General features: G+C 60.2%; 11 protein-coding genes. 4 read left to right on the top strand and 7 right to left on the bottom strand.

The genetic code is table 11. The features are described 5' to 3' along the window. Nucleotides 1-342: 342 nt before the first annotated feature. Nucleotides 343-2,997 carry a mannosylglycerate hydrolase gene (gene mngB / locus CF137_RS20435; RefSeq protein ID WP_139721310.1) on the bottom strand — a complete coding sequence of 885 codons (2,655 nt, stop codon included), beginning with the start codon at nucleotides 2,995-2,997 and terminating at the stop codon, nucleotides 343-345. Between the two features lie 86 nt (nucleotides 2,998-3,083). Next, a complete protein-coding gene (gene mngA / locus CF137_RS20430; protein ID WP_139721309.1) occupies nucleotides 3,084-5,030 on the bottom strand; it encodes a PTS 2-O-a-mannosyl-D-glycerate transporter subunit IIABC in 1,947 nt (648 codons plus the stop codon). 247 nt (nucleotides 5,031-5,277) lie between these two features. On the opposite strand from mngA, the gene CF137_RS20425 reads away from it, so the two are divergent. Continuing rightward, a complete protein-coding gene (locus CF137_RS20425) occupies nucleotides 5,278-5,997 on the top strand; it encodes a GntR family transcriptional regulator (protein ID WP_139721306.1) in 720 nt (239 codons plus the stop codon). 126 nt (nucleotides 5,998-6,123) lie between these two features. Here CF137_RS20425 and xseA read toward each other — a convergent pair whose 3' ends face one another. From xseA to dcuC, 4 genes are all read right to left on the bottom strand, one after another. Beyond that, nucleotides 6,124-7,503: an exodeoxyribonuclease VII large subunit gene (xseA, locus tag CF137_RS20420; RefSeq protein WP_139721304.1), complete on the bottom strand. Its 1,380-nt coding sequence runs from the start codon at nucleotides 7,501-7,503 to the stop codon at nucleotides 6,124-6,126. A gap of 270 nt (nucleotides 7,504-7,773) precedes the next feature. Beyond that, nucleotides 7,774-9,417: a hypothetical protein gene (locus tag CF137_RS20415; protein ID WP_139721301.1), complete on the bottom strand. Its 1,644-nt coding sequence runs from the start codon at nucleotides 9,415-9,417 to the stop codon at nucleotides 7,774-7,776. Between the two features lie 190 nt (nucleotides 9,418-9,607). Next, a complete protein-coding gene (locus CF137_RS20410; RefSeq protein ID WP_139721299.1) occupies nucleotides 9,608-11,254 on the bottom strand; it encodes a bifunctional metallophosphatase/5'-nucleotidase in 1,647 nt (548 codons plus the stop codon). A 91-nt stretch (nucleotides 11,255-11,345) separates the two neighbouring features. Further along, nucleotides 11,346-12,698 (bottom strand): anaerobic C4-dicarboxylate transporter DcuC, encoded by a 1,353-nt coding sequence (gene dcuC, locus CF137_RS20405; RefSeq protein WP_139721297.1) that lies wholly within the window; start codon nucleotides 12,696-12,698, stop codon nucleotides 11,346-11,348. Nucleotides 12,699-13,022: 324 nt separating this feature from the next. On the opposite strand from dcuC, the gene CF137_RS20400 reads away from it, so the two are divergent. Together CF137_RS20400 and CF137_RS20395 are read left to right on the top strand one after the other, a co-directional pair. Then, entirely contained in the window at nucleotides 13,023-13,358 is a 336-nt protein-coding gene (locus tag CF137_RS20400; protein WP_232790196.1) for a hypothetical protein, read from the top strand. Between the two features lie 183 nt (nucleotides 13,359-13,541). Next, nucleotides 13,542-14,141 (top strand): DUF922 domain-containing protein, encoded by a 600-nt coding sequence (locus CF137_RS20395; protein ID WP_139721294.1) that lies wholly within the window; start codon nucleotides 13,542-13,544, stop codon nucleotides 14,139-14,141. Nucleotides 14,142-14,388: 247 nt separating this feature from the next. On the opposite strand, the gene fadR is transcribed toward CF137_RS20395, so the two are convergent. Next, nucleotides 14,389-15,102 carry a fatty acid metabolism transcriptional regulator FadR gene (gene fadR / locus CF137_RS20390; RefSeq protein WP_042022486.1) on the bottom strand — a complete coding sequence of 238 codons (714 nt, stop codon included), beginning with the start codon at nucleotides 15,100-15,102 and terminating at the stop codon, nucleotides 14,389-14,391. 335 nt (nucleotides 15,103-15,437) lie between these two features. On the opposite strand from fadR, the gene nhaB reads away from it, so the two are divergent. Beyond that, a complete protein-coding gene (gene nhaB, locus CF137_RS20385; protein ID WP_139721292.1) occupies nucleotides 15,438-17,018 on the top strand; it encodes a Na(+)/H(+) antiporter NhaB in 1,581 nt (526 codons plus the stop codon). Nucleotides 17,019-17,152: the final 134 nt, after the last annotated feature.

Raw genomic sequence — 17,152 nt, 5'->3', positions numbered from 1 at the left:
GGGTAGCGACGCCCTCTTCGCCGAGCAGAGTGGTGATGAGCTCGGTGGGAATGAGGTCGGAGAGTGACTCAAACTGAGCGGCTTTGCTGGCGTGCAGGAAGTCGAGGGCTTGCTCGATACGCATAAAAAATCCGAAACCAATCAACAGGTTTCGGATTTTCACACATCAGAAGGATCGGTCAATGGATCCTTAACTGATCGGCATTAGCCAACCGGCGGGGATTTTTTTATGTGTCTATCGCAAGCACGATGAACTTGCCTACGGGATAAACAGGCAGGGGAGGGGATGACCCTTCCCCGCCTGTTGTTACCTGAGCGTGTTACCGGCGGACGTGTCAGCCGTTAGCCGCGAGCCACCCGAAAGCGCACGCTGCGGGAGTGGCACGGCGCCAGCTCGCCAAACTCGCCAGCGGCCAGCTCAAGGGGCAGGGGCTGCTCGTCCATCCGCACCGCTTGCCAGTCGCTCAAGGTGTGCTGGCTGGTCACTTTGCCACCCTCCAGTACCGCCTGTTCGCTCGGGTTGTAGACCCGGATCACCAGCGCCTCTTCATCCTCGGCCTTTTTCAGGGCGCTCAGCACCGGACCGGACGGATCCATGGCGAGCAGACTGAAGTGCAGCGGGGTGGTGAAGCTCGCCTTGTTGAGCTTCATGGCATCGAACGGGATCTTGTTGTAGCAGCGCACCGGGGTGAGGTAGCTGCGCGCCGCCTGCATCACGTTGGCGCTGATGTGATCACCGGCAAACGCCAGCAGGCTGAAACGGCAGCTGAGCTTGCCGCGCACCTGGGAGTCCGGGGTGGGCAGCTTGATGCCGGAGGGGCGACCCGGGCGCAGCAGCAGCTCCTCTTTACCGAGTACGCCGACCCCGCGCAGCAGGGTGAGCGCCAGGGTGTCGCACTGCTCGCCAATCACTTCAAACTCGCGCAGCCCATCGCTCAGCACCGCCAGCCCCTGCTTGCCATCTTGCAGGGCGACGAAGTTCATCAGCTGCCAGACCGGAATGGGGGCCTCTTTCCACCCTTCCGCTTCCCAGTCGGCCATGGCGCTGTCGCGAGTGGGGCGGGTGATGCAGCCAAACTGGTTATCGGAAACCACAGTTTCGCTCGGAAAGGGGGTGGGGATCAGCACCCGCACCCTGTGATCATCGGCCTGATTGTCGAGCTCCAGCTCGATGTCGATACGCGGACTCTGGTGCGCCAGCGTGATGCGACAGGTGACATCGAGGTGGCCGCTGCACTGGCGGTTGGCCCGCTCGGCGAGGTTGGCAGGCAAGGCCATGCGCAGTTTGAGAGTGGCGATGCTCTGCCACGCCTGATGGCTGACCTCGCGGGTGACCGCAAACTCGGTGGAGTAGCGCAGCCACTCTTCGCGCGATGGCGAGTAGTCATACTCGTCGCCATCATCGGAGCCCTCTTCGAGCGTGAGCACCTGATCGAAGGTGGTGCCGCGCAGCTTGTCCAGGATCTGCAAAGTGCCGTTGGCGTTTAGGGTGATGCGGTAAAAATCGTTCTCCAGCAGCTCGCCGTTGGCAGTCACCGATTGCTCCAGTCCCGGCTGATTGCCCTCGATATGCAGAGTGCAATAGCCCATGGCAGGCAGCGGATGGCAGAGCTGGATGTCGTACTCCATAAAGGGGTCGTAGTTGCCGTAGTGCACGATCTGTCTGTCCACCAGACCCGGGTCAATCTCGCGCTTGGCACGGATGAAATAGGGGACCGGCTGGCCCGCTTCATCGTGCAGGGCAAAAGATTGGGCGCGAATGCGGATGCTGGTGTTGATCACCTCCTGACGGGGGAAGGGCATCAGGTTGAACAGACAGAGCTTGTCGGCCACCTGCACGCCGTCTTCGCACAGTGCCACCGGCATGTTGTCGACAATCTTGCGCATGTAGAAGCGGATCAGGTTCTCGGCCATGTCGTCGGCCAGAATGAAGCGGGTCATCACCTCCTGATGCACCTTGTCGCTGCAGCAGCAGCCGATGCTGTCATGGGCGTGGTTCTTCATGATCTCTTTCCACATCTTCTCAAGCAGCCCGTGGTGGTACTCAAAGCCGAGCGCCCAGGCGATGCTCGCCAGCGGTTCTAGGATGTTGACGATCTTGTTCTCGATGGCGGCGTGGGCCAGCTTGATGTCCATCCGGGTGGAGGAGATGGTGCGGTGCACCCGCATGTATTTGCCGTCGTTGAACTCCCCCTTGAGGGTGGCCAGCTGGTCGCGGCACGCCTCGATGCGCTCGAAGACCTGCTCGAAGCGGCTCATGTGGAATTCACGCTGGGGGTAGATCTCCCGCAGTTTGTCGATGATGGCGAAGATGTTCTGCTGCAGCGGCATCTGGTCGTGGCCGTTGGGCAGCAGGATATCCTTTGTCACCGACGCCTTCTCCAGCACCTCGAAGTAGGATTCGAGCCGCTTGCGCAGGCCCGCTTCATCTTCCGGCAGGTACTTGCCGATGGCGTAGCCGAGCGGCAGCGCCTGGGCGGTCACCTCGCTGCCATCGTTGCTCTGCCAGAGGAACTCGGTCTTGTCGGTGCCGTGACGCTCTGAGCAGCCGCGCCAGAACATGGCCCGATCGATCCCGAAGCCGTTGAAGATGTGGGGCAGTTGGGAAGACATGCCGAACGAATCGGGCAGGTAACCGATCTTCATCGGCTCGCCAAGGCTAAGGCAGTCGCGCATCCCGTAGAGCAGGTTGCGCAGGATGGACTCGCCGCTCACCTGCATGGTGTCGGTCTGGGTGTACCAGGGGCCGATAATGAGCTTGCCCGCTTCCACCAGCGCCTTCACCCGGGCCTTGTTCTCGGGCTGGATGGCGAAGTAATCCTCCAGCACCGCGGTCTGGCCGTCCAGCACGTAGAACTTGTAGTCGGGGTCGGATTCAAGACGCGCCAGGATCTCCGCCATGTTGTTGATCAGCAGGATGCGGGACTCCTCGGTGGTGAAGTACCACTCCCGATCCCAGTGCATGTGCGGCGTGATGTGAACTCGTGAAACTGTCATGACAATGATCCTTTGCTGACGCACGGCGGCCCTTGCCTGCCGTGCGGAAAAATAGTCTGTTGAAAAACCGGTTGTGCAGATGAGCCTTACTCTGCGGCGACCACCTGATAGGTGCCGCGCTGCATGGCGTGACGGCGCCAGCCGATCAGCACCAGAGTGGAGATAAGGGTGCCCACCAGCGCTGCACCGAGCCAGACGGCGGCAGCCATCAGGGCGCCTTGGCCGCCATCGTGGAGCAGGAACAGGGAGAAGATGCCGGCCCCTGGGGTGGAGAGACCAATCCCCATTGCACCGACCATGGCACCGGTGACGACCGAGCCTGCGAGGAAGGAGCCGATCACCCGGATTGGGTCTTCGATGGCCATTGGAATGGCACCCTCGGTGATCCCCGCCAGCCCCAGCAGCCAGGTCGACTTGCCGGTCTCAATCTCGAAGGTCTGGAACAGTCGCGGCGCCAGCAGGGTGGAGGCGGTGACGGTAAAGGCCGAGACCATCTTGACCGCGCCGAAGATGGCGTAGGGGCCGTAGACCCCGTTGGCCATAGCGCCGAGGCAGAAGGCGTAGGCCGCCTTGTTGACCGGGCCACCCAAGTCAAACGAGCACATAAAGCCGAGCAGGGCACCCAGTACCAGCGCATTGGTGCCGGAGAGGCCGTTGAGCCACTCGGTGAGGCTGTTGTTGAGCCAGGCCACCGGTTGGCCGATGACAAACAGCATCAGGCTGCCCGCCACCAGGGTGCCGATCACCGGATAGGGGTAAAAGGTGAGAAAACCGTTGAAGTTGGGGCCGAGGCGCACATGCTGCTTGACCCAGCGCATCAGGTAACCGGCGATAAGGCCGCCGACCACCCCGCCGAGAAAACCGGCGCCAATCATGTTGGCAGCAAGACCTGCCGCAAAGCCCGGGCCCAGCGCCGGTTTGTCTGCCAGCGAATAGGCGGTATAGGCCGCCAGCACCGGCACCATCAGGGTGCCCAGCATGCCACCGCCAAGTTTTCGGTACATCCAGAGCCAGGAGTTCTCGGTATCAAACAGATGTTGCAGGCCGAAGATCTGGGCCAGCAGCACAGAGACGGCGAGCACGGTACCGCCCGCTACGATCAGTGGCACGGCAAAGGAGATGCCGCTCAGCAGCGCCTGCTTGAGCTCGGCCTTGAGGCTCACCTTCTTGCCGCTTGGGGCATCGCTCTGGCTGGTGTTGGGCGTCGGGGCGGTGCGACCGGCTTTGCCCGCTTCCAGCGCGTCATTCAGGATCCGCTCGGCATGGCGGATGGGCTCGGCCACCGGCGTCTCGATCCGGGGGATGCCGGCGAAACGCTCCTGCTCCTTGATGGCCACTTCGGCGGCGAAGATGCAGGCCACCGCAGCATCTAGCGCTTCTTGCGGCAGGCGATCCTCGATGCCGTTGGCACCCTGCTTCTCGACCACTACCCGAATGCCCAGCTTGCGTCCCGCCTTTTCCAGATACTCGGCAGCCATATAGGTGTGGGCGATCCCCGCCGGACAGGCGGTGACACAGACCACAGTGGGTTGATTTGTATCTGATTTGTCTTCTTTTTCCGGTTGCTTGCCGCTATCCCCTTCGCCATCGAGCAGCGCCATCAGCTGCTCAGCACTTTTGGCCGCCAGCACCGCCTCGCGGGTATCGTCATCCACCAGGGCGGTGGTGAGGGTGGTGAGCAGCTGCATATGGGTGGAGCCTGCCTGATCGGTCGGGATCGCCAGCATGAAGATCAGGTTGACCGGCTCGGGGCCGTCGATCCCCTCCCAGCCTAGCTCCTCGCTCAAGGTGGCGACGGCAAAGGCCGCTTCGCGCACCGCATCGCACTTGCCGTGGGGCACCGCCAGCCCTTCGCCAAGGGCGGTGGGGCCCTGTGCCTCGCGGGCCATGACCGCAGCCAGAAAGGCGGCCTTGTCGTGCAGCTTGCCGGCCTGATCTAGCCGATCAGCCAGGGCATGAATGGCCGCATCCCGATCGGCAAACCGGGTTTGCAACGTGATGAGATGGGGCCCGGTAAGACTGGTCAGATTCATGATGATCCTCTGTCAGGTTGGCTTGCCAGCAAGCCGTCATGGTGAAAGTGACAGCGATGCTAACAAACCGACCGACTGATTTTTGTGAGTGGTATCATACAATTCATTATTTGTATTGTTTTTGTATTGTTTGGTCAAGGTGATTTGTTAGGTCAAATGAGGCCGAGCCATTTTGTCTGCCGGGCAACTGGGGTAGAATGGCGCCTCTTCCATTTATCATGGCGCAGAGCCGACGAGGTGGCCTTTCGTGTCGAAAAAACCCATGTATCGCCAGATAGCCGACACCATCCAACAGTGGATTGCGCAAGGGGAGCTGGCCCCCGGCGATGCTCTGCCCACCGAAGCCGAGCTGCGCGAGCAGTTCGGGGTGAGCCGAGTGACGGTGCGTCAGGCCCTCAAGCAGCTGACCGAACTCAACGTCATCGAGAGCATTCAGGGCAGCGGCAGCTACGTGCGGCAGGAGAAGGTGAACTACGACATCTATCAGCTCACCAGCCTCTATGAGAAGGTGACCGATCCGGCGGCCGAGACCCACAGCGACATTCTCGCCTTCGAGGTGATCAAGGCAAGCAGCGAGCTGGCCGAGCTGCTCAATCTGGTGGAAGGGGCGCTGGTCTACTACGTCAAGCGGGTGCGCTTTATTCGCCAGATCGCGGTAACGCTGGAGGAGACCTGGATGCCGCTCGCCCTCTTCCCCGATCTCAGCTATGCGGTGATGCAGGGCTCCAAGTACCACTATATCGAAGAGGTGAAAAAGCTGGTGATTGACCGCAGCGAGCAGGAGATCATTCCGGTGCTCCCCTCGGCGCAGGTGGTGGAGGCGCTCGGTATCGATCCCGCCAAGCCCATTATCGAGAAGGTCTCCCGTGGCTTTTTGCAAGATGGCACCGTGTTCGAGTTCAGTCGCAACTTCTTCAAGAGCGATGACTACAAGTTCACCCTGGTCGCCCGCCGCACCAAGGGTTGAGCGGGCGAAAGCACCCACGATGAAAAAGGCCACCACCGTGTTTGCGGTGGTGGCCTTTTTTTGGTCGGTTAACTGGCCGATTGCCGGGCTAAATAGCAGGTTGGCTGGTGGTCTGGCGCAGCCGAGCTACTGCGCTGAGTCTTTGATAATTTCCTCGACCCGCACCTGCAGGCACCCTTGTGCCAGGGTGGTGATGAGCTGATCGCCACTGTTGACCTGATCGGCGCGGCTAATGACCTCACCGCGCGCGGTGCGGGTGATGGAGTAACCACGCCCCAGAGTGGCGAGCGGGCTCACCCCATCAAGGCGGGCGGTGAGCATGGCGAGGCGGTGGCTGGCCAGATCCTGGCGTTTGGCAATGAGCGCATAGAGCCGCTCCTCGGCCAGCTGGTGGCGACGCTTGCCAGCGGCCAGCAAGCGCTCCGGGCTCTTGCCCTGCAGGCGCAGCTCAAGGCTGGCCAGTCGCCGCTCTCCCTGATGCAACCGCTGGCGCAGCAGTTGTTGCAAACGGGTGGAGAGTTCGTCGAGGCGCTGGGACTGCTGCTCCAGCCGCCGCTGCGGATCCTGATGGTCGAGCCGCTTTTGCAACAGAATGAAATCGTGGCGGGCGGCGGTCTGCTGGCGACTCATCGCCTGCAGCAGTCGCTGCCGGAGGTGGGCGAGGCGCTGGATGCGGGCGCTCTGATCCGGCGCCACCAGTTCTGCAGCCGCCGATGGGGTAGGGGCGCGCAAGTCGGCGGCAAAGTCGCTGATGGTGACATCCACCTCGTGGCCCACCGCGCTGATAACGGGGATGGCTGAGTGGGCAATGGCGCGGGCCACAGCCTCCTCGTTAAAGCACCAGAGATCTTCGAGGGAGCCGCCACCGCGGCCGACGATCAACACATCCACCTCGGCGCGCTGGTTCGCTTTGGCAATCGCCGCTACGATCTGGCTGATGGCGGCGCTGCCCTGCACCTGAGTAGGGTAGATAAAGACCGGCAGATCCGGCGCGCGGCGTTTAAGCACCGTCAGCATATCGTGCAGGGCCGCGCCAGTGGCGGAGGTGATGAGACCCACCGCACGCGGTTCGCGGGGCAGCGGCCGCTTGCGACTCTCGTCAAACAGCCCCTCGGCGCCGAGACGGCGCTTGAGCTCTTCAAAGCGCAGCGCCAGCACACCATCGCCCGCTGGCTGCATCGATTCGATGATCAGCTGGTAGTCGCCGCGCGGCTCATAGAGGGAGACTCGCGCCTGCACCAGCACCTGCATGCCATCCTGCGGGCGAAACGCCACCCGCCGGTTGTTGCCCTTGAACATGGCGCAGCGCACCTGCGCCCCCAGATCTTTGAGCGAAAAGTACCAGTGGCCGGAGCTTGGCATCGCCAGATTGGAGAGCTCGCCGGTCAGCCACACCAGCCCCAGATCCTGCTCCAGGATCATGCGCACGGCGCTATTGAGGCGGGTGACGGTAAAGACCTGCTGCTCGCGGCCGTTCGCCGCACTGGATGGGGTAAATCGGTTCAATGGCGTACCTGTGGTCTGCCGCGGCGGGTCGCCGTGGGGGAAACAATGGTCGTTATCTTAACCTGAAACAGGGGCGGGGGTTAAGGTGCGTGGCCATGCACTGGGTGCGCCATTTCCCAAGTGCACTATGTTCCAAATGGTCCGAGATGCGCCATGTACCAAGTGCAGCATGACAGGGCATTGGCGATGAGCATCCCGGGTATTGGCATCCTGTGGCTGATCTCGCTGCCTGATCAGGATGCCCGTTCCCCAGCTTTATCCCCGAGCTGCTCAGCGTCGGCGATAGAGACCCGGCTCTACCTCTTGGTAGTGGCTGGTCAGGTATTGATAGAAGGCGAGATGAGAAGGAGAGCTGGGTTTTTTCAGCTCCTCGCTTACCCGATCCGGCTTGGCGATGATGAACTTGGGGCTCTGGCGCTGGATATCGGCCAGCACCCGCTCGCGCACATCATAGGGCGGATTGACGTTGGCAAAGAAGAGATAGGCGGATGCCGGTTGGCGATCGGTCCAGAGATAATATTGTGGCTGGATGCCGTCGACCCAGATCTTGTCGTTCGGAGTGGTTTCGGCCTTGATCCGATCGACCCGTACCTGCGCCGCCGGATTGAAGGGGCGACCCTTGAGTGTCCCTTCCCAGGCGTTGTTGATCATCAGCAGCAGCATGGCCAGCGTCGCCAGCCAGGGGGTGGCACTGCGCACATCCCAGGCGCGCCAGAGGGGGATGAGGATCAGCACCGGCAGCGCCCACAGCAGACTGGTGCCAAGCACCTCGTTGACCCGCTCGAGGGACCACTCCTTGGTGCTCCAGCCAAAGGCGAGCTGTTGAGCCAGCAGCCAGCTGGCGGTGAACACCACCAGCGAGATGCAGAGCAGGCCGATGGCGTCTGCCTGCTGTTCGCTGCGATCCAGCAATACCGCCAGCGGTAGCACCGCCAGTTGCAGATAGAGCACGTCGTAGTGATCGAACACATGGCCGGAGACCGAGTTGGCGATCAGGGTAAACAGCACCCCAAACAGGGTCGCCAGCAGGGCGGGCAGATACCACTCCTGACGGCGGCTCAGCATCAGAATGATGAAGGCGGGCAGCAGCATGACCAGGCCGGTGCGCAGCAGACCGACGGCGCCGACCATGGGGGAGAAGCCGTTGCCGTAGCTCCCCTCGAAGAAGATGTCGAAGGCGTAGTATTTGAAGGCCGCCAGCAGATCATGCTGCTGGAAGTAGGCGTAAAGCGGGCCGCCAATCAGCGCCAGCCCCAGCAGGCTGGAGATAAGCAGCAAGATGGCGTCACGCCACTTCTCGTGCAGACACCAGTGGCAGAACAGTACCAGATACCAGGCGCCCCAGAAGGCGCCGTTGTTGGCGCGCATCCAGGCGACGATGGCGAAGGTGAGGGCCGCCACCAGCGCGGGCCACCAGCGAAATCCCTTGTCCAGCAGCAGGGTGATAAAGGCCCACTGGGCGATGAGGGCGAGGTGGAAGGTCCAGTCCTCGGTCATGTTGCCGTAGTAGTAACGGGTGCCGTAGAGAGCCAGCACCGCCAGCATGGCGCCAAGGCGCGCCTTGAACGAGAGACCGAGCTGGGCAAAGGCTTGCCAGCTGGCCAGCAGTCCGAGCCAGCAGAGCGCCCACTCCAGCGCCCAGATCCCGACAAATCCCCCCAGGCTATAGCCCAGCGCATCGAGGGCGAAGATCATCGGCCCCTTGATATCGATCATGTCGCGATAGAGCACCCCCCCTTCGCTCCACATCTTGCCCATCACCGCGAACAGCGAGGCATCAAAGCCCGGCGCCATGGCATGGAAGAGCGGGTTGCGCAGACAGAAGAGCAGCGCCAGCAGGGCGGTCAGCAGCACGATGGCTGGCTTGATGCCCGGATTGACGCGAGGAGGGGTGAAACGGATGGAGTGATTCATGAAGTCGCCTGTTCCTGCAGCTGGTCTTGAAAGCGGGCCTATCTTGCCGAGCTAGTGAGTGCGATGCAATGGGGCGGGCCCGTGTGGGGCAAATATTGTCGAAAAAGCCCGGTTCTTGCAGGGAACCGGGCGCTTGCTGCGGCAATATTGGCCGTCAGGGGCATGTGGCAACCGCCATCCCCCTCCTACATCAGCCAATGTACTCAATCAGGGGCGGCTGCGCTTCCAGGGTGGGCAGATGGCGAGCCCAGCGGATAAAGGCGTCGGCCAGGGTGATGCCGAGCTCCTGATTGTGCTGGGTCAGGGTTCGGGTTAGCGCTGTGTAGCCCTCCTTGCCGGAGGCGGTATAGGCGCTCGATACCCCGCGATAGATTTGTTGTGCATCGACAGACTGCCACTGACCGGGGGCTGACTCCCACTCCAGCCGGGTGATGCGCTGACCCTTGGGCCGATCGGCCTGATAGGTAAATCGCACCCCCGCTGTGTAGGGGAAGCTGCCGTTGCCGTTGCCGACCACGCCGTTGTTGGTGGCGTTGTCGATGGCATTTTCCATTGCTTCCGCCAGCTCATGACCGTGCACCCGATAGAGGGTGAGGGGAATGGCAAACGGCAACAGGCGACCGGCAATATCCGCTTCGCTCAAGGGGCCCGGCTCCAGCGAGCAGCGCACGCCACCGGCGTTGTGCAGGGCAAAGTCCACCTCACCCACCTGTTCACGGGCGGCCGCCAACATGGCGTGTGCCACCAGCGGGGCGAGTTGGCTACCGTGGGGCAGGGTGGCATCCGGCAGCCGCTGATGGGGCAGTGGCGCCGCCAGTCGGGTGACGATGCGCTGGCTCATGGTCTCGATCTCCGGCCGGTAGCGTTTGGCCAGATGTTGCTCCAGCCCGGCATCCGGCTCGCAGAAGCTGAGCCCGGCTGGCGGTGTGGCAGCGAACGGCCAGGGCTGCCAGGGGAGCCACTCCAGCTGGCCCTGACTTTGTACGACGCGGCCCGCCTCATCGAAGGTGAGCTCGCATACGCCAAGGCAGAGGGCACTGTGCCCGGCGTGCAGAATCGCTATCCCGTTGTTCATCAGGGGATAAGTGCCTTCGCTTGGCAGACCGAGGGGGGTGAGATCCCCCAGCAGGCTGTGGGTATGGCCGCCGATGATGAGGCTGAGCTCGGGGAAACGCTCGGCCAGCAGCTTGTCCTGATCCAGTCCGAGGTGGCTCAGCAGCACGATATGCTGGATCCCTTCGCTCTTTATCTCCCGCAGCACCCGGGTGAGGGTGTCGGCTACTGCGTGGAAACGGGTGTGGGGATCCGGGTTGGCGATGGCGGCCATCTGGGCGAGGGTGATGCCGAGCAGCGCAAAGGGAACCCCGTCGATCACCCGGCGATGCCAGGGCTGATGGGTGTCGTAGAGGTGGGGGATATCCCACAGCCCCAGCGGCGTGTCGGCTGGTTCCTGGCTGTTGTCCAGATTGGCAGCCAGCACCGGAAAATCGAGCTGACGCAAAAACTCCACCAGCGGGCCGTTGCCCAGATCGAACTCGTGGTTGCCGAGCACCATGGCATCGGGTGCCAACATGGCGAGCAGGTCGGCGTTGGCACGCCCTTTGAAGCGGTTGAAATAGAGCGAGCCCTGAAAGGAGTCACCACCGTGCAGAAACAGAAAGCTCTGGCCGGCCGCCGCCGCTTGGGCGCGCAGTTGGGTCAGGCGGGTCAGGATCCGGGCATAACCGCCGCACTGGGTGCGCCACTGGGTTTCACCGACAGGGGAGAAGCTCATCGGCGCGCCATCGAAATGGGAGTGACAATCACTGAAATGGGCAAGTTGAACCGTAATACTCATCTCGGTCCTCCTTAGGGGAAAAATGAGTACCGAGTCTACTGCAAAGGGGGGGGAGGATACCAGCCCGGCAGGATGCCGGGCTGGTAGACGATCAGGCGGGAACCATGATCTGGGTGGCGATGATCACCACCAGCAGGCCGACCGCGACCGGCATACTGGTGCGTTTGACCACTTCGAACGGCGATAGCTTGCCCATCCCCGCACAGGCGACCACCACCCCGGAGACCGGCGAAATGGTACGACCCAGGTTGGAGGCTTGCAGCATCGGGATCACCAGATAGGCCGGGTTGATGCCAAGGCTGCTGGCCAGATTAGGGATCAGCTCCACGAAGGCGTAGAAGGGGGCATTGCCCGAGCCAGTGGTGAAGGCGGCCAGGGTGGTGATCACCACCAGAGACAGCATCATGATCGTGCCGCCCGAGCCGAGATCCTGCGCGTGGGTCAGCAGGGTGTCGATAAAGCCGATGGTCATCAGACCCTGGGCAAAGACACCGGCACCGACCAGCAGCATGACCACACCGGCGAAGGCATCCGCCATGTGACGCCAGCAGACCTGCAGCCCGTCCAGCAGCTCCTTGCCATTGCGGATACGCACGAGTTCCAGCAGGCTGGCCAGCACCATGCACATGACGATGATGGTGACGATATCCAGCTGTGGGCCCCATTTGCCGTCAAACACCAGCACCCCGATGATGGGGGTGAACGGCAGGATGGCGTAGAAGGCGGGGGCGGTGGTGACCAGATCACCCGGCGCGACCGGCTCATTCTGCTCGCCAGACTTCTGGTCCAGATAGCGCTGCCAGAAGAAGTGAGTCACCGCCATGCAGGCGATGGCAATCAGCGAGATGGGCAGGGTCAGCTTGAAGGCGAAGTCCAGCAGCGGCATGTTGGCGGCCTGGGCAGCCATCACCACGTCACCGGAGGTCGGTGCCAGGATGATGGCGGCTGGCGAGGCGCACACGGCGGCCGCGGCGCCACGGGAGATCCCCATGTTGACCATCAGCGGGAACAGGGTGGCCATCAACAGGACGCCGAGGCCAGTGGCGGAGCTCACCGCCAGCGACATGGCGCAGGCAACCAGATAAGCGGCCACCAGCAGTATGTAGGGGGACTTGATGATGCCCAGCGGTTTGCTGGCCAGTTTTACCAGAATGGTGTTGGCGCCGATATGGCTCATGTAGCCGGCGAAGCCGCACAGCACCATGATCAGCATCCCCAGTCCACCGCCACGGTCATTGAGCAGGAAGCGGATGTATTCGAAGATATCGGTCGCGATGTAACCGGTGCTGACCACCTTGCTCGGCAGTACCGGCTTGCCCATCATGGCGGTGATGACCAGCAGCAGCAAGCCGCCGCTCAGCAGCACCCCGGTCGCGGAGTATCCTTTGAAAATGGCACGGCCCACCACCAGGGTGACCAGGGTGCCAACGATGAGTTCCAGCATACGTTGCCTTCTGATTGGATGAGAGTGGAGGGAGTCTATTCCGATAGGGGTAGACTGGCGACTGGCAACCGGATGTTGTGTGAGCTAAATCAACGTTTAACCCCGTGAACAGCATTAAAGAAAGGTAAAGGCACTTTACCCAGCGGGTTTGGCTACCTACCCTTGCCAGCCTTGGTTGTCTTTTGAGGCTTTTATATGGCAATTGGTGATTTTATAGGCGTTAAACGCTGTCTTTTCCTACTCATGCTGCTATTTTCACCTACTTGCGTGTTTGCGGTGACCAATGACGGTTTTCATCAAACTGGTCCCCATCAGGCGGTCGCCATGCGGCGTCTGATGGCGCCCCACTCTTACGGGGTGCTGGTGGTCGCCGAGGGGAACAAACCCCGTTTTGCCGCGCTGGCATCCAAAACCACCGAAGCGAACTGTCTGGCCCGTCACGCCATCCGGGTGGATGGGGTCGCGCTGCTGGCTACCCCGCGATTCTATGCCAAAGAGGGAAAACGGGGTCTTTGCGAGCTGTGGCTCAATGAGGGGGCAGATCAGGACTTTTTTGCCAACCGTCTTAAAAATGATCATTTTATTCAGATAGATGGTCATGACATCAATGTGAAAAACTACCACCTCGACTGGCAGCGCATCAGCCGCCATGCTCAATAAAAATACAGTATTGGCCTTGTGCCATACTCTGCTCACGCAACCTGTGAGCGTGCTCTGATTTCTGGGTGCATCATGGTATTGCGCCGCCTCGTCGTCACACATAGGCTATAGCCGTCATCTGTGTGGCGGTGGGTTTCACCAAGGTTGGTACTCCGCCCGTGCAATCAAGGAAGGTAGTCTGGCATGGTCAGCAAGTTCTATGGAGTGGTAGTAGGGACAGGATTGTTGCTACTGCCCCTGATGAGTCAGGCTCAGCCGAGCCGGCCGCAAGTGGTGCCAGAGTCCCGCATCAATGTCCGTTTTTATGAGGTCAATGCAACCAGCCCGGATCAGCTTGCCCGTGCGATCGCCCAGAGTGCCCCCAAGGTGAATGGCAAGCCTGTGCTCGGTAAGGCGAGTTATCAGGTGGATTGGCAGCTGGAGACTGAACAGTTGCCGGGACGCTGCCAGCTCAACCGGGTGACGGTAACCACCAACGCCACTGTGTTGCTGCCCCGCTGGCGTCAGAGTGCGAACAGTAACGATCCTGCCCGTCAGCGTTGGGGACGGCTGCTCTCCAGCATGTTTGACTACGAATCCCGCTTCAAGGAGATGGTGCTGCAAGGGGCCAATCAGGTGGGCGGTGCCATAGCGGCGCTACCCGGCCATGGGGATTGTCAGGCGCTGCGCTATGCCGCGTGGGCGGCGGGCAGTGGCGAGCTGAACAAGGTCAAGGGACGGATCGATGGATTCCAGCGTCAGACAGGCTACGGCGAACAGCTCGGGGTGCATTGGCCCAAGTGAGCCGTGTTTCGAGGCGCGGTTCCTGCCAAACCACCGCTATCAATAGCAAGAGTTAGCCAATAAAAACAATGCCAGTCAGTTAAGCCTGACTGGCATTGTTTTTATTGGCTTTTGTCACTCTGTACTGCGGTTGTGGTGAGCAACCGGTGACTTGGAGGCGCTAGTCCTCTACATACCTGGCAAGGGGAAGTGTGTGAGAGGACGGCGGGAGTGATCCCGCCTCCTACTCTATTGGGGGGGCACAGGATCAGTTGTCACACAAATCACTGGGCATATCCTGCCGCAAGCGGGTCCACAGCTTGCCAGATTCGATACCGTACTGACGCACCGTCATGAACACGGCATCGTGATCTTTGGTCTCTGCCAGATTCAGTAGCGCCTTATAATAGGCATCTGCGGTTTCTCTGGTCTGCTTGTCAGAGAAGTAGTAACTGCCGACCCGGCTATACAATCCCTTGAAACCATTGAGGATCAAGGCGTAGATCGGGTTACCGGAAGCAAATGCCAGCTGGTGATGCAGACGATAATCGAACTCGGCATAGGCTTGCGCGTTTTTATCAACCGAGCCTGCACCACGCAGGATCTCGGCTGCTTGCTCCGGGTTATGACGGATCGCCCCCCGAATGAAGATCGTGCAGATATGGGTACGGGCAGAGAGCAACTGTGCGACCAGCTCAGGTACCTTGTCTTGATCCAGACGGGCAAGGGTCTCCAGAATATTGAGACCTGAGGTTTCCCAAAAATTGTTTACCTTGGTTGGTTTGCCATGCTGGATGGTCAACCAGCCATCACGGGCCAACCGCTGCAACACTTCACGCAACGTAGTACGAGTCACCCCGATCAACTCGGATAATTCACGCTCGGCGGGCAGAATTGATCCGGGAGGAAAGCGATTGTTCCAGATGGACTCGATGATGTATTCCTCGGCAAACCCTGCTGGGCTCTGCGCTTTTATGACCATGGATTAACTCTGTTGTAGTACGCAAAAAGGCGGCTGAATCATATCAAAGCAAGGAAGTGTGGCAAGTATAAGGTCAGTCCTCTGCTCACATATGCCAAATATAGTGTGATGGCAGTGCTGTTTATCCCATAACAGAAGCCAGATGACCCCGCCCTGCAGTGGTCGCAAAACAACCATATGAAGAAATATTCATCCACTATTATTTATAAACAACCCATTTTTTGATTAAAATCACGAGGAATCAGATAGATAAAAGCCAATATCGAGCGAAACAGGCGACACTATCCTTCACTGCATAGAAGCAGATCCTAACAACAGAGTTGAGACCCATCATCATGCCAATAAGCCTAGGGCAGGCATTCGCCAAGAACTTCTTGGGCAATGCACCACAGTGGTATAAAAACGCCATTTTGCTATTTCTGCTAATCAATCCGATCGCTTTTCACCTCGATCCTTTCATGGCCGGCTGGCTACTGGTTGTTGAATTTATCTTCACTCTGGCCATGGCCCTGAAATGTTACCCTTTGCAACCCGGTGGCCTGCTGGCTATTGAAGCCGTGCTGATTGGCATGACCTCGGCAGAGCAAGTCAAACATGAACTGGTGGCCAACATTGAAGTGCTACTGCTGCTGGTCTTCATGGTGGCTGGTATCTACTTCATGAAGCAGTTGCTGCTTTATGTCTTTACCAAGCTGCTGGTCGGGGTTCGCTCAAAAATCCTGCTCTCCCTCTCTTTTTGTCTGGTATCTGCCTTTCTGTCAGCCTTCCTTGATGCCCTGACGGTCATTGCCGTGGTGATCAGCGTCGCGACCGGCTTCTACGCCATTTACCACAGGGTGTCATCCGGCAAGGGTTTTGGTCATGAACATGACCATAGCCATGACCAGGAGGTGGCAGAGGATCAGTATCAGACCCTCGAGCAATTTCGTGCGTTTCTGCGCAGTCTGATGATGCATGCTGCCATTGGTACCGCACTGGGTGGCGTCTGCACCCTGGTCGGTGAGCCGCAGAACCTGATCATCGGCGAACAGGCTGGCTGGCACTTTGGTGAGTTTGCCATTCGTATGGCGCCTGTTTCTGTGCCTGTCTTTATCTGTGGCCTGCTGACCTGCGTACTTCTTGAGAAGATGCAGTGGTTCGGCTATGGCGCCAAATTGCCTGACTCGGTACGCAAGATCATGGAGGAGTACAACCGCCATGAGAATGCCAAACGCACACCGCAAGACAAAGCCAAGTTGATGGTACAAGCCTTGATCGCGGTCTGGCTGATCGTCGGTCTGGCGCTCCATCTTGCTGCCGTGGGCCTGATTGGCTTATCCGTAATAGTGCTGGCGACCTCGCTCACCGGTATTACCGAAGAGCATGCCTTGGGTAAGGCCTTTGAAGAGGCGCTCCCCTTTACGGCACTGTTGGCGGTGTTTTTTAGCATAGTGGCAGTCATTATCGATCAGCAGTTATTCAAACCGGTGATCCACTGGGTACTGTCGGCCGAGCAGGATCAACAATTGGCGCTCTTCTATGTGGCGAACGGTCTGCTCTCCATGGTCAGTGACAACGTCTTCGTCGGCACCGTCTATATCAACGAAGTGAAAACAGCGCTGCTCAATGGCGCCATCGACCGTGCCCAGTTCGATCTGCTGGCGGTCGCCATCAATACAGGTACCAACTTGCCGTCCGTCGCCACCCCCAATGGCCAAGCGGCGTTCCTGTTCATGCTCACCTCGGCACTGGCACCGCTGCTGCGCCTCTCCTATGGTCGCATGGTCTGGATGGCGCTGCCCTACACCTTGGTACTGGGGCTGGTCGGGTTCTTCGCCGTTGAATTGCTGCTCGCCCCAACCACCGAGTGGTTCTATCAGCACGGATGGCTGGTGATGGAAAGTGCCCTGCCAGCGGTGCAGTCAGTGCTCCATTAATCCCGGGCAACACAGCTCAAGGGCCCTCAGGGCCCTTTTTACTGATGACAGCCCCCTGGCCGCCGATCCAGGGGGTTGATCTAATACCTGTATGGTCAACGAATGGGCTGCACCATGTTCAGAGCCCCCCCAGA

It is taken from the genome of Aeromonas sobria, assembly GCF_006243315.1.
Taxonomy (GTDB): domain Bacteria; phylum Pseudomonadota; class Gammaproteobacteria; order Enterobacterales; family Aeromonadaceae; genus Aeromonas; species Aeromonas sobria_A.
Note: the sequence above shows the minus strand (reverse complement) of the source record. Positions and strands in the feature narration are given on the sequence as shown.

What these genes read in the sequence shown, in the direction of transcription:
- mngB (WP_139721310.1), bottom strand. Translation starts at nt 2,997, where the DNA reads ATGACAGTTTCACGAGTTCACATCACGCCGCACATGCACTGGGATCGG.
- mngA (WP_139721309.1), bottom strand. Translation starts at nt 5,030, where the DNA reads ATGAATCTGACCAGTCTTACCGGGCCCCATCTCATCACGTTGCAAACC.
- CF137_RS20415 (WP_139721301.1), bottom strand. Translation starts at nt 9,417, where the DNA reads ATGAATCACTCCATCCGTTTCACCCCTCCTCGCGTCAATCCGGGCATC.
- CF137_RS20410 (WP_139721299.1), bottom strand. Translation starts at nt 11,254, where the DNA reads ATGAGTATTACGGTTCAACTTGCCCATTTCAGTGATTGTCACTCCCAT.
- dcuC (WP_139721297.1), bottom strand. Translation starts at nt 12,698, where the DNA reads ATGCTGGAACTCATCGTTGGCACCCTGGTCACCCTGGTGGTGGGCCGT.
- CF137_RS20400 (WP_232790196.1), top strand. Translation starts at nt 13,023, where the DNA reads ATGCGGCGTCTGATGGCGCCCCACTCTTACGGGGTGCTGGTGGTCGCC.
- CF137_RS20395 (WP_139721294.1), top strand. Translation starts at nt 13,542, where the DNA reads ATGGTCAGCAAGTTCTATGGAGTGGTAGTAGGGACAGGATTGTTGCTA.
- fadR (WP_042022486.1), bottom strand. Translation starts at nt 15,102, where the DNA reads ATGGTCATAAAAGCGCAGAGCCCAGCAGGGTTTGCCGAGGAATACATC.
- nhaB (WP_139721292.1), top strand. Translation starts at nt 15,438, where the DNA reads ATGCCAATAAGCCTAGGGCAGGCATTCGCCAAGAACTTCTTGGGCAAT.